Raw genomic sequence first — 16,250 nt, forward strand, 5'->3', positions numbered from 1 at the left:
TTTCAGATCCTTGCAGGTGTGATCCGGCCCGTGACAGCGCCCAGAGAGATCCGGGTGCCGTCCGGGCCGGGAGCGCTTGCAGAGATTTCCACAAGGTCCCCGTCCTGGAGGAAGGACCGTTCGCCGTCCGGCAGTTGCAGCGGCTGCTGCCCGTTCCAGCTCAGCTCGATCAGCGAGCCGCGCTCGTCGGGGCCCCAGCCGGAGACGGTGCCGGAGGCGTAGAGGTCGCCGGTGCGCAGCGAAGCGCCGTTGACGGTGAGGTGGGCCAGCAGCTGCGCGGGCGACCAGTAGGTGTCGCGGAACCGGGGCCGGGACAGCAGGTGGCCGTTGAGCCGGACCTCCAGGTCCAGGTCCAGCCCCCAGGGCTCCTTCTCCCGCAGGTAGGGCAGCGGCTCGGGGTCCTGTTCCGGCGTCGGGATCCGAGCGTGCTCCAGGGCCGCGAGCGGGACCACCCACGGGGACAGCGAGGTGGCGAAGGACTTGCCGAGGAAGGGGCCGAGCGGCTGGTACTCGAAGGCCTGGATGTCCCGGGCGGACCAGTCGTTGACCAGGACGACGCCGAAGACGTGGTCGGTGAAGGCGGAAGTGGGGACCGGCGTGCCCCGCTCGGAGCCGCTGCCGACGACGAAGCCGACCTCCGCCTCGACGTCCAGCCGGGCGGAGGGTCCGAACTGACCGGCCGTCAACTGGCCGCAGGGCCGCGGAATCTCCGCGCCCGAGGCGACGACGGTGCCGGCGCGGCCGTGGTAGCCGACGGGCAGGTGGCGCCAGTTGGGCAGCAGCGGCTCGGCCTGCTGCGGGCGCAGGATCCGGCCCAGGTTGGTCGCGTGCGCCTCGGAGGCGTAGAAGTCCACGTAGTCGGCGACCTCGAAGGGCAGGTGCAGCCGCACCTGGGCCAGGGGGTGGAGGGCGTGTTCGCAGAACTCGCGGCGCTCCGAGCCGGTCAGCATCCGGCGGACCTCGGTGCGCACGTAGGCCCATTCGCGCGGGCCGCGGCGCAGCAGCCGGTTGAGCGAGCCGGTGGACAGATCGGCCCCCAGCGGGGTGCCGGCCCACATCGCCGCGAGGTCGAGGACGTGCTCGCCGATGGCGACGCCGACCCGGGGCAGCCCGTCGGGCCGGCCGAAGCGGAGCGGGGTGAACACCCCGTAGGGCAGGTTGTCCACGGTGAATCCGCAGCCCTCGGGCACGGGGACCCAGGTGGCGGTCATGTCAGCGGTCCTTCCGGGCCGCGGCCGCTCCAGGTCCAGGCGTAGCGGCCGTCGTCGCTCGCTCGGGCGCCCTCGCCCAGCTCCAGCGGGCGGAAGGTGTCCACCATGACGGCGAGTTCGTCGAAGAACTCGGCGCCGATGCTGCGTTCGTAGGCGCCGGGCTGCGGGCCGTGGGTGTGGCCGCCGGGGTGCAGCGAGACGCTGCCCTGACCGATGCCCGAGCCCCTGCGGGCCTCGTAGTCCCCGCCGCAGTAGAACATGACCTCGTCGCTGTCCACGTTGGAGTGGTAGTAGGGCACCGGGATGGACAGCGGGTGGTAGTCGACCTTGCGCGGGACGAAGTTGCAGACCACGAAGCCGTTGCCCTCGAAGACCTGGTGCGCGGGCGGGGGTTGGTGCACCCGGCCGGTGATCGGCTCGAAGTCGCGGACGTTGAAGGCGTAGGGGTAGAGGCAGCCGTCCCAGCCGACCACGTCGAAGGGGTGCTCGGGGACGGTCATCACGGTGCCGCCGACGGCGCTGCCGTTGACCCGGTGCTTGACGTACACCTCGACGTCGCCGAGCCCGTCCTCGGCGAGCAGCGGGCCGACCGGTCCGCGCAGGTCGCGCTCGCAGTAGGGGGAGTGCTCCAGGAACTGGCCGTACCGGGAGAGGTAGCGACGGGCGGGCGCGACATGGGAGTTGGCCTCGATGGCGTAGAGCCGCAGCGGCTCGTCTCCGGTGGGCAGCCAGCGGTGGGTGGTGGCGCGGGGCAGGATCACGTAGTCGCCCCTGCCGACCTCAAGGCTGCCGAAGACGGTCTCCACCACTCCGCCGCCGGACTCCACGTAGACGCACTCGTCGCCGACCGCGTTGCGGTAGAGCGGGGAGGGGACGCCGGCGGCGACGTAGGAGATGCGCACGTCGGCGTTGCCCAGCAGCAGCCGCCGGTCCCGCACGGGGTCGCACTGCCGCCAGCTCTCGCCGGGGAACAGCTCGTGCAGGCGGAAGTGGTACGGCTTGAGCGGGTGGTTGGCCTCGGTCTTCTGCTCGGGCAGCACCCAGACCCGGCTGTCCGTCAGCGCCGAGGGCAGGTGGCGGTGGTAGAGCAGCGAGGAGTCGGAGGAGAACCCCTCCTCGCCCATCAGCTCCTCGAAGTAGAGGCTGCCGTCGCCGCTTCGGTGCTGGGTGTGCCTCTTGGGTGGGACGGTGCCCACGCTGCGGTAGTGCGCCACCGGTGGTTCGCCTCCTGAGCGTCGCTGGCCAGGTCAGTCCATCCCAGGATGGACCGGTTCGCGGTGTCAAGGCGGGAGTCAAGGCCGGGCAACCGTCAGGACACGCTGTTGTAACGGATCACCGCGGCTTTCAGAAAGTTGCTGCAAGGGGTTTCCATTCGGATTGCACGGCTGTTACGTTCCTCCCCGAAGCCCCGCAGGCAGTGCGGCCGCGGGCATCCACCTTGAAGGAGTGCACAATGCGTCGTGGCATTGCGGCAGCCGTTCTGGCGACGGCGATAGCGGTTTCTGCAAGCGCTTGCGGATCTTCCGGCAGCAGCTCTGACAGCTCCTCCCAGAAGTCCGGCCCGGTCACCATCACCTGGTGGGACACCTCGGACGCCACCAACGAGGCCCCGACCTTCAAGGCCCTGGTCGCCGACTTCGAGAAGGCCAACCCGGACATCACGGTCAAGTACGTGAGCGTCCCCTTCGCCGACGCGCAGACCAAGTTCCAGACCGCCGCCGCGGCCGGCACCGGCGCCCCGGACGTGCTGCGCGCCGACGTCGGCTGGACCGCGGGCTTCGCCAAGGCCGGCTTCCTGCTCCCGCTGGACGGCACCCCCGCCGCCGCGGACCAGGCCAAGTTCGAGCCCCAGCTCATCGAGCAGGCCAAGTACCAGGGCAAGCTCTACGGCATGCCCGAGGTCACCGACACCCTCGCGCTGATGTACAACAAGGCCCTGTTCGCCAAGGCCGGCATCACCGCGGCGCCGAAGACCTGGGACGAGCTGAAGGCCGACATGGCCCTGGTCAAGTCCAAGGCCGGCGTGGACGGCTTCGCCTTCAACCCCGCCTCGTACTACGCCATGCCCTTCCTGTACGGCGAGGGCACCGACATGGTGGACGCGGCCAACAAGAAGATCACGGTCAACTCCGCCGCCGCGGTCAAGGGCATCGACACCCTGAAGGCGCTCATCGCCGCGCCGGGCGCGGCCAAGCTGGACACCACCAGCAACGGCTACTCGAACATCATGGACGCCTTCGAGTCCGGCAAGGTCGCCTCGATCATCCAGGGCCCCTGGGAGACCACCAACGTCTTCAAGGGCGCCGCGTTCAGCGACAAGTCCAACCTGGGCATCGCGGCCGTCCCGGCCGGCTCCGCGGGCAAGGCGGGCGCGCCGATCGGCGGCCACAACCTGGTCGCCTACGCCGGCTCCGACGCCGCCCACCAGGCCGCCGCGGAGAAGTTCATCGCCTTCATGACCTCCGCCCAGTCGCAGGTCACCATCGCGACCAAGAACGCCACCCTGCCGACCCGCACCGACGCCTACACCGCCGCGGTCACCGCCAACCCGGGCATCGCCGGCTTCCAGGCCGCGCTGTCGGCCGGCGTCCCGCGTCCCGCGCTGCCGGAGTACAGCAACCTCTACACCCCGCTGCAGACGGACCTGGTGAAGATCCTCACCGGCCAGGAGGCCACCCAGGCCGGACTGGACAACGTCGCCACCGCCGCCAAGAAGCAGCTGGCCGACTTCCAGTGAGTCCCGGGCCGGTGAGCGGCCCTGACCCAGCGTCAGGGCCGCTCACCGGCCGCCTCCCTGTCCCCATCCGTTCCCCCCGAGGTATCTGATGTCCGTCGCCGTCGACCAGCGGCCGCGTCCCGGCCTGCTCAAGCGGATCAAGTACTCCTACGACCGTTACTGGTACGCCTGGGCCATGTGCCTGCCCGTGGTCGCGGTGCTCGGGCTGATCGTCGGCTATCCGCTGGTGCAGGGCATCTACCTGACCTTCACCGACGCCAACAGCCTCAACGTGGGCCGCACCATCGGCGTCAACCACATCCCGGACACCTACAAGTGGGTCGGGCTCAAGAACTACATCGACATCCTCAGCGGACCGGACAACCAGTTCTGGCCCCACTTCGTGTGGACCATCGTCTGGACCGTGCTCTGCGTGGGCATCAGCTACTGCATCGCGCTGGGCCTCGCGGTGATGCTCAACCGCAAGCTGGTCGGCCGCACCGTCTACCGGATGCTGCTGATCCTGCCCTGGGCGGTGCCGACCTTCGTCACCCTGTTCTCCTGGCGGCTGATCCTGGCCGACGACGGCGCGGTGAACCAGCTGCTGCACCTGCTCGGGCTGGGCCAACCCTCGTGGCTGAGCGACCCGTTCGCGCAGAAGGTGGCCGCGATCGGCGTCAACATCTGGTGCTCCATCCCGTTTCTGATGATCTCCCTGCTGGGCGGCCTGCAGGCCATCCCGAGCGAGCTCTACGAGGCCGCGGAGATGGACGGCGCGTCCAACTGGCAGCGGTTCTGGAACGTCACCCTGCCCGGCCTGCGCCCGGTCTCCAGCACCGTGATCCTGCTCGGCGTGATCTGGACCTTCAACCAGTTCAACGTGATCTACCTGCTGTTCGGCAACGTCAACTCCGACAGCGTGCAGATCCTGGTCACCTACGCCTACCAGCTCTTCTTCGGCCAGCAGCCGCAGGACTACGCCGGCTCCGCCGCGGTCGGCATGCTCTGCCTCTCGCTGCTGGTGGTCTTCACCCAGCTCTACCGCCGCTGGCTCAAGCGCAACGACGAGGGGGTCCTCGCATGAGCACGACCGTCACCGAGACCACCGCGACCCCCGTCGCCCCGGCCAAGTCCCGTGCCGCCGACGGCGGGAAGGCCCTCAAGCGCGGCGAGCGCGGCGTCCTCGCCTCGCTCGGCCTGCACGGCGTGCTCGCCGTCGCCGCCTTCCTGGCCGCCTTCCCCATCGGCTGGATCTGCTACATCTCGCTCGGCCCGGGCGAGTTCGACTACCGCCACCCGGGGACGATCCTCGGCAAGGCGACGCTGTCGAACTACAGCTACGTCATCCAGCACACCCAGTTCGGCACCTGGATGCTCAACTCGGTCATCGTCGGCCTGGGCACCACCGTCGTCGGCGTGCTGATCGCGGCCAGCGCCGCCTACGCCGTCTCCCGGATGAGGTTCCTCGGGCGCGGCTCGCTGATGTACACCTTCCTGCTCACCCAGATGTTCCCGGTCTCGGTGCTGATGGTGCCGCTGTACAAGATCATGGCCGGGCTGCACCTGCTGGACTCCTACGGCGGACTGGTCGTCATCTACTGCTCCACCGCCGTGCCCTACTGCGCCTGGCTGCTGAAGGGCTACTTCGACACCATCCCGGTGGACATCGACGAGGCCGGCCGGATCGACGGGCTCACTCCGTTCGGCACCTTCTGGCGGCTGATCGTCCCGCTGGCCCGCCCGGGCCTGGCCGTGGCCGCGTTCTACACCTTCCTCACCGCCTGGGGCGAGGTCGCCTTCGCGACGCACTTCATGCTCTCGTCCAACAAGTACACGCTTGCGGTCGGCCTTCAGACGTACATCAGCCAGTACAACTCCCAGTGGAACTACATGGCCGCCACGGCCGTCATGATTGCCATTCCGGCTGCAGGAGTGTTCTACCTGGTGCAGAAGCACCTCGTCACCGGCCTCACCGCCGGCGGCACCAAGGGCTGACGGCCCCAACTCGCTTTCGGTTACTGTCCGTACGGATACAAGGGATCCCATGACCCAGCACCTCGCCGAACTCGCCCGGCCCGCCGACGCCACCGCCACCGCGGGCGCGCGCAGAACCGGGGACTGGTGGCGCGACGCGGTGATCTACCAGGTCTACCCCCGCAGCTTCGCCGACGCGAACGGCGACGGCATGGGCGACCTCCCCGGTATCCGCTCCCGCCTGCCCTACCTGCGCGACCTGGGCGTGGACGCCGTCTGGCTGTCCCCCTTCTACGCCTCCCCGCAGGCCGACGCCGGCTACGACGTCTCCGACTACCGGCGCGTGGACCCGATGTTCGGCGAACTCGCCGACGCCACCGGCCTGATCGAGGACGCGCACCGGCTCGGGCTGCGGATCATCGTGGACCTGGTCCCCAACCACTGCTCGGACCAGCACGAGTGGTTCCAGCAGGCGCTGCGCGAGGGCCCCGGCTCGCCGCTGCGCAAGCGGTTCCACTTCCTGCCCGGCAAGGGCGAGAACGGTGAACTGCCGCCCAACGACTGGGAGTCCATCTTCGGCGGCCCGGCCTGGACCCGGGTGGCGGACGGCGAGTGGTACCTGCACCTGTTCGCCCCGGAGCAGCCCGACTTCAACTGGGAGCACCCGGCCGTCCAGGACGAGTTCCGCTCCATCCTGCGGTTCTGGCTGGACCTGGGCGTGGACGGGTTCCGCATCGACGTCGCCCACGGCATGGTCAAGGCCGCCGGACTGCCCGACATCGGCGGCAGCGACCAGCTCAAGCTGCTCGGCAACGACGTGATGCCGTTCTTCGACCAGGACGGCGTGCACGAGATCTACCGCGACTGGCGCCGGGTGCTGGACGAGTACACCGGCGAGCGCATCTTCGTCGCCGAGGCGTGGACCCCGACGGTGCAGCGCACCGCCAACTACGTCCGCCCCGACGAGCTGCACCAGGCGTTCAACTTCCAGTACCTGGGCACCTCCTGGGACGCCGAGGCGCTGCGCGAGGTCGTCGACCTGACCCTGGACTCGATGCGCCCGGTGGGCGCCCCGGCCACCTGGGTGCTGTCCAACCACGACGTCACCCGGCACGCCACCCGCTTCGCCAACCCGGCCGGCCTGGGCACCCAGATCCGCACGCCGGGCGACCGCGAGCTGGGCCTGCGCCGGGCCCGCGCGGCCACGCTGCTCATGCTGGGCCTGCCGGGCTCCGCCTACCTGTACCAGGGCGAGGAGCTGGGCCTGCCGGACGTCACCGACCTGCCCGACGAGGTCCGCCAGGACCCCTCCTTCCACCGGCAGAGCGGCCAGGACGGCTTCCGCGACGGCTGCCGGGTGCCCATCCCGTGGTCCGGCACCGAGGCGCCCTACGGCTTCGGTCCGGTCGCGGGCGGCCCCAGCTGGCTGCCGCAGCCCGCGAGTTGGGCCGAGCTGAGCGTCGAGGCGCAGACCGGGGTGCCCGGCTCGACGCTGGAGCTGTACCGCTCCGCGCTGGCCGTGCGCCGCGAGCAGGCCGCGCTCGGCGCGGGCGACTCGGTCGACTGGATGGACGCCCAGCCCGGCGTCCTGGCCTTCCGCCGTACCGCCGCTGACGGCTCGTCGGTCGTCGTCACCGCCAACACCACCGGCGAACCGGTGCGGATGGCCGCCCCGGGCCGGCTGCTGATCGGCTCCGGCGAGGTGGTCGTCGTGGACGACGAGACCGTGCTGCCGGCGGACACCACCGCCTGGTGGGCCGTCTAGTGACCGTCCCCCAGCAGTCCGGCGCGCGCCTGGCGGACATCGCCGTCCAGGCGGGCGTCAGCGAGGCCACCGTCTCCCGGGTGCTCAACGGGAAGGCGGGGGTCTCCGCGGCGACCCGCCAGACGGTCCTGGCCGCGCTGGACGTGCTCGGCTACGACCGCCCGGTCAAGCTGCGCCAGCGCAGCGCGGGCCTGATCGGCCTGATCACACCGGAGTTGAGCAATCCGATCTTCCCGGCGCTGGCCCAGGTGATCGAGCAGGTGCTCACCCGGTACGGGTACACCCCCGTGCTGTGCACCCAGACACCGGGCGGCTCGACCGAGGACGAGCTGGTGGAGACGCTGGTCGACCGGGGCGTGACCGGGATCGTCTTCGTCTCCGGCCTGCACGCCGACACCACCGCCGACCACGAGCGCTACGCCCGGCTCGCCGGCCGCGGCGTGCCCTACGTCCTCATCGACGGCTACAGCGACCGCATCGACGCGCCGTTCGTCTCGCCGGACGACGGCGCGGCGATGCGGATGGCGGTCCAGCACCTGGTCGAACTCGGCCACGAGCGGATCGGCTTGGCGCTCGGACCGGCCCGCTTCGTGCCGGTGGCCCGGAAGGTGGAGGGCTTCACCGCCGCCCTGGCCGAACGGGGCCTGGACGCGACAGCGGCGGCGGAGTTCGTCCAGCACTCGCTGTTCACCGTGGAGGGCGGCCAGGCGGCGGGGAACGTGCTGCTGGACAAGGGCTGCACGGCGATCGTCTGCGGCAGCGACCTGATGGCCTTCGGCGCGATCCGCGCCGCGCGCGGGCGCGGGCTGACGGTCCCCGGCGACGTGTCGGTGGTCGGCTTCGACGACTCACCGTTGATCGCCTTCGCCGATCCGCCGCTGACCACCATCCGCAAGCCGGTGGAGGCGATGGGTACGGCAGCGGTGGACGCGCTGCTGGAGGAGATCAACCGGAACTCGGTGCACCGGGCCGAGTTCGTGTTCCAGCCGGAACTGGTCGTCCGCGGCTCCACCGGGGCCGCGGCCCGGAGCTGAGGCTCCGTCGGCGGGCGGGGGCCGTGTGAGGGTCGGCCCCCGCCCGCTTCGTGTTCCTCCCCGCTGCCCCAGCCCGGCCGGCCGTTGCCCCCCCCGCTGCCCACGCCCCGTTGGCGGTTCAGGGCAGCCAGCTGTCCGCCGGGCGCTCCAACCAGCCCTCGGCGGAGCCGAGTTCCGCGGCGGCCTGCAGCAGTGCGTCCAGCCCGGGGTGGCGCAGGTCGGGCCGGTGCACCAGGGACACCGGGCTGAGCGGGACCGGGTCCACCAGCGGCCGGGTGACCGTGCCGGGGATGTCGTCCATGCCCGTGGTGGTCAGCGCCGGGTCGCCGTGCCGGAGCAGGTAGCGCCCGAACTCCTCGGGCCCCACGGCCGGGGAGCGGGGCGGGGCGACCGGGACGCCGAAGGCGCGGGCCAGGCGCGAGCCCAGCTCCGTCCACTCCGTCGTCGCCTCGTTCCCCGCGCAGACGTCCAGGCGGTACCGGCGCAGCTCGGCGACCGGCACGGCGTCCCACCCGGCCAGCGGGTGTTCGAGCGGCAGGATCAGCGCCATCGGCTCCAGCCGGATCGGACGGTGCGTCAACTGCCTGCGCAGCGGGGCGGAAAGGCCGGCGAACCAGCCGAAGGCGACGTCGAGGCGGTGCGCCAGCAGCGCGGCCGCGGCGCCGGCCAGGCCGCCGTGGAAGCGGGCGAGCAGCTCCGCCTCCGGCAGCCGCGACCGGGCCGCCTCCAGCAGCCGGTCCGGCGTCAGGTCGGGGCCGGTGACCGCGCTGTTGAGGTCGACCAGCAGCGGGCGCGCGGTACCGTCGGCGAGCAGGTCGTCGTGGAGGGCGAGCAGTCGGCGGGCCCTGGGCAGCAGCCGGGACCCGGCGGGGGTGAGCGCGACCTGGCGGGTGCTGCGCTCGAACAGCGTCTGGCCGAGGACCCGTTCCAGCGTCCGCACGTCCCGGCTGAGCGCCTGCTGGGCGACCCGCAGCCGTTGCGCGGCACGGCCGAAGTGGAGCTCCTCCGCGGTGGCGACGAAGCCGCGCAGCAGGCGGGGATGGATGTCGGCGGGCATGCCCGAAGATTAACAACAGAACTGCGTCAATGCAGCTGAACAGGTGTTGGACGGCCCCCGGCGGCCGACGGCAGGCTCAAGGTCGTTCACCACGACTGGAGTTGACGCATGTTCCGCGGCTACCGAGCCCTGTTCTCCCCTGCCGGGGCGGTCCCCTTCGCCCTGGCCGCGCTGCTGGCGCGCTTCCCCATGGGCATGCTCTCGCTGGCGGCCACCCTCGCCGTCACCAGCCTGCACGGCTCCTACACGCTGGCCGGGCTGGGCGGCGCCACCTCCCTGGCCACCGTCGCCGTGGCCGGTCCGCTCCAGGCCCGGCTGGTGGACCGCCACGGCCAGGCCCGGGTGAGCGTCCCCGCGATGCTGCTCGCCGCGGCCGGGTCCGCGGGCGCCCTGCTGACGATCGTTCAGCATGCGCCCACCTGGCTGTTCGTCGTCGCCTGCGCCGCCGCGGGCCTCGGCCCCAACTCCGGTTCCCTGGCCCGGGCGCGCTGGGCGCACCTGCACAAGGGCGACGACGCGACGCTGCACACGGCCTACGCCTACGAGGGCGTCGTCGACGAACTGTGCTTCGTCCTGGGCCCGTTGGCCGTCATGGGCCTGGCGGCCGCGGCCTCTCCGGTGGCCGCCTACGTCATCGGCGTCGCCGTCGAGGTCGTCGGCATCCTCACGCTCGCGGGGCAGCGCCGCACCGAGCCGCCGGTCGCGGCCGCCGTGGGGCACCTGCCCGGCTCGGCCCTGCGCAGCCCCGGGATGCCCGCCCTGGTCCTGGTGCTCGCGTCGACCGGGCTGGTCTTCGGCGCCCAGGAGATCACCACGATCGGCCTGGCCCAGTCCCTGGGCGAGCGCGGGCAGGCCGGCTGGGTGCTGGCCTGCTACGCCCTCGGCTCCTGCCTCTCCGGGTTGCTCCTCGGCCTGTGGCGGCCGCGCGGCAGCGCGCTCGCGCGGATGCGCTGGTCGCTTGCGGCGATGGCGCTGTCGCTCTCCCCGCTCATGCTCGTGCACAGCCTCGGGGCGGCCGCCGGAGTGCTGTTCCCCGCTGGCTTCACGACGGCCCCGACCATGACGACGGCGATGGGGTTCGTCCGGGAGCTGGTCCCCGAAGGGAAGTTGACGGAGGGCTTCACCTGGACCAGCACCGGTCTGCTCGTCGGCATCAGCACCGGGACCGCCGTCGCGGGCTGGCTCGCCGACCACGCCGCCCCGGGCACGGGCTACCGGATTCCCGCTGCGGCCGCCGCAATCGCGCTGCTCACCACCTTCGCGGGCGGCCGTGCAATACGATTCGGTGCGTCATCCGCGTGGGAGGGAGCCCAGTGAACACAGCCCGCTTGGCCGACATCGCCGCACAGGCGGGCGTCAGCGAGGCCACCGTCTCCCGCGTGCTCAACGGGAAACCGGGCGTCGCCGCCGCCACCCGGCAGGCCGTGCTGGCCGCGCTGGACGTGCTCGGCTACGAGCGCCCGACCCGGCTCAAGCAGCGCAGCGCGGGCCTGATCGGCCTGATCACACCGGAGTTGAGCAACCCGATCTTCCCGGCGCTGGCCCAGGTGATCGAGCAGGTGCTCACCCGCTTCGGCTACACGCCGGTGCTGTGCACCCAGACGCCGGGCGGCTCGACCGAGGACGAGCTGGTGGAGATGCTGGTCGAGCGCGGCGTGACGGGCATCGTCTTCGTCTCCGGCCTGCACGCCGACACCACGGCGGACACCGAGCGCTACGCCAAGCTGCAGGGCCAGGGCGTCCCCTTCGTGATGATCAATGGCTACAGCGAGCGGGTCGCGGCCCCCTTCATCTCCCCGGACGACCGCGCGGCGATGTGGATGGCGGTGCGCCATCTGGTCGGCCTGGGCCACGAACGGATCGGACTGGCGGTCGGCCCCGCCCGCTTCGTCCCGGTGCTGCGCAAGATCGAGGGCTTCACGGCGGCACTGGGGGAGCTGCGGGGCCTGGACGCGACAGCGGCGGCGGAGTTCGTCCAGCACTCGCTGTTCACCGTGGAGGGCGGCCAGGCGGCGGGGAACGTGCTGCTGGACAAGGGCTGTACGGCGATCGTCTGTGGCAGCGACCTGATGGCCTTCGGCGCGATCCGCGCCGCGCGCGGGCGCGGGCTGACGGTCCCCGGCGACGTGTCGGTGGTCGGCTTCGACGACTCCCCGCTGATCGCGTTCGCGGACCCGCCGCTGACGACGATCCGTCAGCCGGTGGAGGCGATGGGCGCGGCCGCGGTGAACGTCCTTCTCGAGGAGATCGGCGGAAACCCGGCCCAGCGGGGCGAGTTCGTCTTCCAGCCCGAGCTCGTCGTCCGCGGCTCGACCGCCGCGGCGCACCCGTAGGCGGCGCAGCCGCCAGGGGCGCGAGGATCCCCCACCCTTCGGGCGGGAGGTGCCCCCAGCGCGACCAGCCCACCACTCGGGGAGGTCCGTCCCCGATCAACGGGTCGAACCTCCCGCGGTGGCGGGCTGGTCACGCAGTTCCTCGCGCCCCCAGCGGGGCCCGCGTCAGTGGTCGAGGCTGACGCCGAGGTGGCCCAGGTACAGGCCGAGGGCGAGGCGGGACAGGCTGGCGTAGGCGCCGATCGGCTCGGCGACCTGTACGTCGAACTCCTCGGCCACGGCCTTGAGGTGGTCCTCCGCCAGTTCCGGGCCCAGCACGTACGGCGCGAGCGCGGGCGCCCCGCTGCCGGTGGCGCGCAGGTGCTCGACCGCCGCGGCGACCGAGCCGGGGATGTCCAGCGCCGCGGGGACCACGGGCACGGCGAGACGCGCGGCCAGCAGGACGCCGGTCACCTCGGCCAGCTCCAGCGCCACCGGGCCGCCGACCGTGGCGAGCACGATGCCGTCCGCGGCGGTGTTGATGGCGAAGAGGCGCGCGCGGTCGGCGCGGGCCAGGCCGGCCTCGGAGAGGCGGACGTGCACGGCCTCCGCGAGCAGCGGGTGCGGGCCGAGCGAGTCGGTGACGGTCACGCCCTCGACGCCCGCGAGCGCCGCCTCCAGCGCCGGGACCGGCGCGGGGCTGAGCGGGACGACCACGGGCAGCGGCAGACCCGCCTTGCGGGCCGCGGCCAGCACGTCGGTGACCACGGGGGAGTCCTCGGCACCGCCGGGCAGGTACGCGGCCTGCACGTCAACTCCGGGCTGCTCCACGCGGATCAGCGAGACGATCTCGTCGGCTATCTGCTGGGCGGCGGGGGTGGCCTCGACCGGAACGGCCAGCAGCAGGGCGGGCGAGCCCGCGGGGATCTCGGGGACCTCTGGACGGCGGTGGCGACCGCGCCCCTTGGCGTTGGGCGTGCGAACCGGCAGCGGGTTGCTGGGAGTCGGGGCAGTGCTCATGGCGCACGATCGTAGGTCATGCGTACGTCGCCCGGCACAGCGGCATCCGGATCGTGACCGCTCTGTCGAATCCCACCCCGAATCTCCACCGCCGGACGGAACCTGACGGGGGGTGAGCAGCGTCACATGGAGGGAGCAGGCAGGTGGTTACTGACTGTGCGTCACGGTGGCGCTCCATGCTGTCGATCATGAATGCCTGCCGCGTCAGCATCCTCACGGACAGTCGCCTCGACGGGGGGCGAACTGTCCGGCTTTGCCCGTAAGGACCGATCAACTCCCTTCTCCTGTAGGGCTTTCGTGCACTTCTCGTGAGCGCACGTGCAACAGCATAAGCAGCTGCACGTGCACCTGGCGGGGGATATCATCACCGGCAGTGAGACCGCTGCATGGTGCACCGCTCGAACTTTCCGGGAGACAGCAAAGATGGGTCGCGTCTACAACGGCATCCCCGCCACGGAGCTCGAAGGCGTGGTCTGGCAGAAGAGTGAGCTGAGCAACTCCCAGGGCGACTGCGTCGAGTTGGCGCGCCTGGCGGACGGCGACATCGCCGTCCGCAACTCCCGTTTCCCGGACGGTCCGGCGCTGGTCTACACCCGGGCCGAGATCGCGGCACTGCTGCACGGGGTGAAGGCCGGCGAGTTCGACCACTTCGTCGCCTAGCGGTGGGGGCCGGCGCCGCCCGGCCCCAAGTATCAAGAACGGCCTGGGACTTCGGTCCCAGGCCGTCGTGCTGTGGGGATCAGAGTCCGTCCCGGAGTTCGAACAGCGCCCAGACCACCTTGCCGACGGCCACCGGGTGCCAGCCCCAGGACTGGCTGAAGGACTCGACCAGGTGCAGGCCGCGGCCGGACTCGGCTATCCAGTCGGCCTCACGGGCCACCGGCCCGCACTCGCTCGGGTCGCTCACCGCGCAGACCACCTGCGGCGACCGGCGTACCAGGCTGAGCCGGATCAGCGGGGCCGGCGCGTCCAGCGCGTCGTCGATCGGGCGGGGCGCGCCGCGGCGGCCGAAGGCGCTGCCGCGGGGCTCGGGGACCACGGGCGGGAGCGCGTGCCGCAGCGCGTTGGTGACCAACTCGCTGGCGACCAGCGCGACATCGTCGAAGAGCCCGCCCAGGTGCCAGCGGTTGAGCGTCAGGCGGGTGAACTCGCGGGCGGTGCGCACGGATTCATGGCGGGGAGCGAGTGCACAGCTGACCACGTCCTGGTCGGCCGCAACGGCGGCGTGCAGGCTCATGAAGAGCTCCTCCCATGCGCCGTCGGCCCCGGGCGACTGTGGTGTGCGGGGCGCGTTCTCGGCGGGTTGCCAGTGGGCGTGCAGGTGCACGGCGACCATCGTCCTCTTCGCATACGTCAGATGCAAGGGTGGATTCACGTGCATTTGCAGCCCCTGCAGATGCACGTGCATTTTCGCGTGCATGGAGTAGTGTCGTGACTGCGCAGAGCGATCCCTGGGGCAAATGGAGATCAAAGTATTGACCAGGGACTTCGTGACCGGGCACCCTTCGCGCTCGGATAGTGGCAGACTGTGCGCTGTTTCCATCGGGTGGAGGTTCAACGGAATGACCACGGTTCAGCCGGGGAGCGGATCGATGGTGCGCCGGATCCTCCTCGGCTCCCAACTGCGCCGGCTGCGCGAGGCCAAGGGCATCTCCCGGGAGGACGCCGGTTACACCATCCGCGCCTCCGAGTCGAAGATCAGCCGCATGGAGCTGGGCCGGGTCAGCTTCAAGGAGCGGGACGTGGTCGACCTGCTCAGCCTGTACGGGGTGGAGGACGAGGCCGAGCGCGCGGCGCTGCTGACCCTGGTCCGCGAGGCGAACCAGTCCGGCTGGTGGCACAGCTTCAGCGACGCGATGCCCAACTGGTTCCAGACCTACGTGGGCCTGGAGGAGGCGGCGGCGCTGATCCGCACCTACCAGGTGCAGTTCATCCCCGGCCTGCTGCAGACCGCTGAATACGCCCGCGCCATCATGCAGTTGAACCGTCCGGGGATGCCGGCGGAGGAGCTGGAGAACCGCATCGCGCTGCGGATGCGGCGCCAGAAGCTGATCACCGACGGCGGCGGCCCGCGACTGTGGGCGGTCATCGACGAGGCGGCGCTGCGCCGGCCGATCGGCGGGCCCGACGTGATGCGCGCGCAGGTGCAGCGGCTGATCGACGCGGCCCAACTCCCCAACGTGGTCCTGCAGGTGATGCCGTTCCGGTTCGGCGGCCACGCGGCGGAGAGCGGGGCGTTCACGATCCTGCGCTTCCCCGAGCAGGACCTGCCGGACGTGGTGTACCTGGAGCAGCTGACGAGCGCGCTGTACCTCGACAAGCGGGACGACGTGGACGCCTACGTCCAGGTGATGGAACGGCTCACGGTTGACAGCCTCACCCCTGAACAGACGACCGAGCTGCTGGGTTCACTGCTCAAGGACGCGTAGCGTTCCTCGCGCCCCTGGGGGGCTCAGCGGGCTGCTCGGGGGCCGAGGGCCGGGTCGAGGCCGTAGCGGGTGAAGAGGTCGTCGCGGATCAGGCGGGCCGGGCTCTCCGCTCCGGGAAGGAGCATGCCGATGCACGCCCCCATCAGCGCGCTCCGCAGCACCGCGTGGTCCGTCGCGGCGTCCGCCGCGCCCCTGCGCCGCAGCACGGCCTGGAGCAGCGCCCCCAGGCGCCGCTGCTCGTCGTCCTGGACGAAGCCGTCGGCGCCCGGGGCGAGGATCAGGGCCAGATGGGTGCGCATCAGCCTCGGCTGGTCAATGGCCAGGCCGGTGATCGTGTCGATGGCGGTGGCGAGCCAGAGGTCCGGCGGGTCCTCGTCGGTGAGGGTGCGCAGGGCCGCGCCCAGGGTGAGGTGCATGTGGCGGTGCATCGCCGTCTGCAGCAGCAGCCGCTTGCCGGGGAAGTAGTAGGAGACCAGTCCCCGGGCCACACCGGCGCGCTCGGCGATGTCGGCGAGCGTGGTCCGCTCGAAGCCGTGCTCGTCGACGAGCTCGACCGTGGCCTGCATGATGCGTTCCCGCGAGCGGGTGCGCATGGCCTCGTTGACCGCTGCGCCTCGAGGTGACATGCCCCTCCCGCCTTCGTTGATCTGGCGTCAATATACGCGCCCCGATGGCTGGTTCTGACCGGTCCGCCAGGAATATGCACTTGCATGGAGGTGCTACTCTGTGCCT

General features: G+C 71.4%; 15 protein-coding genes. 9 read left to right on the forward strand and 6 right to left on the reverse strand.

Annotated features, from left to right (window positions below; genetic code table 11):
- Positions 1–2 precede the first annotated feature (2 nt).
- Both fahA and ACFP3V_RS23505 read right to left on the reverse strand, forming a co-directional pair.
- A complete protein-coding gene (fahA, locus tag ACFP3V_RS23500) occupies positions 3–1,211 on the reverse strand; it encodes a fumarylacetoacetase (RefSeq protein WP_380586854.1) in 1,209 nt (402 codons plus the stop codon).
- Positions 1,208–2,425: a homogentisate 1,2-dioxygenase gene (locus ACFP3V_RS23505; RefSeq protein ID WP_380586857.1), complete on the reverse strand. Its 1,218-nt coding sequence runs from the start codon at positions 2,423–2,425 to the stop codon at positions 1,208–1,210. The genes fahA and ACFP3V_RS23505 overlap by 4 nt, the downstream gene beginning before the upstream one ends.
- A gap of 239 nt (positions 2,426–2,664) precedes the next feature.
- Here ACFP3V_RS23505 and ACFP3V_RS23510 point away from each other — a divergent pair, with 239 nt between their 5' ends.
- From ACFP3V_RS23510 to ACFP3V_RS23530, 5 genes are all read left to right on the forward strand, one after another.
- Complete coding sequence (locus ACFP3V_RS23510; protein ID WP_380586860.1) at positions 2,665–3,948, forward strand: extracellular solute-binding protein; 1,284 nt, start codon at positions 2,665–2,667, stop codon at positions 3,946–3,948.
- Between the two features lie 88 nt (positions 3,949–4,036).
- Positions 4,037–5,011 carry a carbohydrate ABC transporter permease gene (locus tag ACFP3V_RS23515; RefSeq protein ID WP_380586863.1) on the forward strand — a complete coding sequence of 325 codons (975 nt, stop codon included), beginning with the start codon at positions 4,037–4,039 and terminating at the stop codon, positions 5,009–5,011.
- Positions 5,008–5,922, forward strand: a complete 915-nt coding sequence (locus ACFP3V_RS23520) for a sugar ABC transporter permease (RefSeq protein WP_380586866.1) — start codon at positions 5,008–5,010, stop codon at positions 5,920–5,922. The genes ACFP3V_RS23515 and ACFP3V_RS23520 overlap by 4 nt, the downstream gene beginning before the upstream one ends.
- A 49-nt stretch (positions 5,923–5,971) precedes the next feature.
- The gene (locus tag ACFP3V_RS23525) at positions 5,972–7,666 is read left to right on the forward strand and encodes a glycoside hydrolase family 13 protein (RefSeq protein ID WP_380586869.1); all 1,695 of its coding nucleotides are present in this window, start codon (positions 5,972–5,974) and stop codon (positions 7,664–7,666) included.
- Positions 7,654–8,700 (forward strand): LacI family DNA-binding transcriptional regulator, encoded by a 1,047-nt coding sequence (locus tag ACFP3V_RS23530; RefSeq protein ID WP_380586872.1) that lies wholly within the window; start codon positions 7,654–7,656, stop codon positions 8,698–8,700. The genes ACFP3V_RS23525 and ACFP3V_RS23530 overlap by 13 nt, the downstream gene beginning before the upstream one ends.
- A gap of 118 nt (positions 8,701–8,818) precedes the next feature.
- On the opposite strand, the gene ACFP3V_RS23535 is transcribed toward ACFP3V_RS23530, so the two are convergent.
- Entirely contained in the window at positions 8,819–9,757 is a 939-nt protein-coding gene (locus ACFP3V_RS23535) for a LysR family transcriptional regulator (protein ID WP_380586875.1), read from the reverse strand.
- 108 nt (positions 9,758–9,865) lie between these two features.
- Between ACFP3V_RS23535 and ACFP3V_RS23540 the strand changes: the two genes are divergently transcribed.
- Both ACFP3V_RS23540 and ACFP3V_RS23545 read left to right on the forward strand, forming a co-directional pair.
- Positions 9,866–11,074: an MFS transporter gene (locus ACFP3V_RS23540; RefSeq protein ID WP_380586878.1), complete on the forward strand. Its 1,209-nt coding sequence runs from the start codon at positions 9,866–9,868 to the stop codon at positions 11,072–11,074.
- Entirely contained in the window at positions 11,071–12,090 is a 1,020-nt protein-coding gene (locus ACFP3V_RS23545) for a LacI family DNA-binding transcriptional regulator (RefSeq protein ID WP_380586881.1), read from the forward strand. The genes ACFP3V_RS23540 and ACFP3V_RS23545 overlap by 4 nt, the downstream gene beginning before the upstream one ends.
- A 165-nt stretch (positions 12,091–12,255) precedes the next feature.
- Here the strand turns inward: ACFP3V_RS23545 and ACFP3V_RS23550 are convergent, their stop codons facing one another.
- A complete protein-coding gene (locus ACFP3V_RS23550; protein ID WP_380586883.1) occupies positions 12,256–13,089 on the reverse strand; it encodes a sirohydrochlorin chelatase in 834 nt (277 codons plus the stop codon).
- 423 nt (positions 13,090–13,512) lie between these two features.
- Between ACFP3V_RS23550 and ACFP3V_RS23555 the strand changes: the two genes are divergently transcribed.
- Positions 13,513–13,749 carry a DUF397 domain-containing protein gene (locus ACFP3V_RS23555; protein ID WP_380586885.1) on the forward strand — a complete coding sequence of 79 codons (237 nt, stop codon included), beginning with the start codon at positions 13,513–13,515 and terminating at the stop codon, positions 13,747–13,749.
- Positions 13,750–13,828: 79 nt separating this feature from the next.
- Here the strand turns inward: ACFP3V_RS23555 and ACFP3V_RS23560 are convergent, their stop codons facing one another.
- Positions 13,829–14,326 carry an ATP-binding protein gene (locus ACFP3V_RS23560; RefSeq protein ID WP_380586888.1) on the reverse strand — a complete coding sequence of 166 codons (498 nt, stop codon included), beginning with the start codon at positions 14,324–14,326 and terminating at the stop codon, positions 13,829–13,831.
- A gap of 325 nt (positions 14,327–14,651) precedes the next feature.
- Here ACFP3V_RS23560 and ACFP3V_RS23565 point away from each other — a divergent pair, with 325 nt between their 5' ends.
- Positions 14,652–15,518 carry a helix-turn-helix domain-containing protein gene (locus ACFP3V_RS23565; RefSeq protein ID WP_380586891.1) on the forward strand — a complete coding sequence of 289 codons (867 nt, stop codon included), beginning with the start codon at positions 14,652–14,654 and terminating at the stop codon, positions 15,516–15,518.
- A 23-nt stretch (positions 15,519–15,541) separates the two neighbouring features.
- Here the strand turns inward: ACFP3V_RS23565 and ACFP3V_RS23570 are convergent, their stop codons facing one another.
- Positions 15,542–16,144, reverse strand: coding sequence for a TetR/AcrR family transcriptional regulator (locus ACFP3V_RS23570; protein WP_380586894.1), 603 nt, complete (start codon positions 16,142–16,144; stop codon positions 15,542–15,544).
- Positions 16,145–16,250: the final 106 nt, after the last annotated feature.

Origin of the sequence: Streptacidiphilus monticola (assembly GCF_042658505.1) — a bacterium.
Taxonomy (GTDB): Bacteria; Actinomycetota; Actinomycetes; order Streptomycetales; family Streptomycetaceae; genus Streptacidiphilus; species Streptacidiphilus monticola.